Annotated in this window: 1 pseudogene; it reads left to right on the forward strand. The window is 67.4% G+C overall.

Going from position 1 to position 350, the window contains the following annotated elements:
• Window positions 1-67: 67 nt before the first annotated feature.
• Window positions 68-350, forward strand: a pseudogene (locus JHC99_RS17525) (hypothetical protein); the annotation flags it as partial.

Raw genomic sequence — 350 nt, forward strand, 5'->3', positions numbered from 1 at the left:
CGGCTTGGCTTGGCGGGGCGGCGTGTTAGGTTAACGAACGCCGTTTCATGGCGTTCGGAGCCCGGCCATGAAGATCCTGAGGTTCGTTCTGGTGCTGGCGGTGATCGGCTATGCAGGCTGGCTGGCCTGGCCCTTCCTCGCCCCCTTCTTCGAAGGCGCGCCGACCACGGTGGCGACCGAGCGCGCAACCGCCATGGTCGAGACCGGAGGCGGCATCCCCCAGGCGGCGCTGTGGATCGGAGCCGTCGTCCTCTATCTGATCGCGGCCTTTATGCTGGGCGCCGGCAATCCAAAGGCGGCCGTGGCCTATTTCCTGGGCTTCCTCGCCGACGCGGTGCTGAGGCTGGCCA

It is taken from the genome of Brevundimonas sp. (assembly GCF_016463485.1).
GTDB lineage: Bacteria > Pseudomonadota > Alphaproteobacteria > Caulobacterales > Caulobacteraceae > Brevundimonas.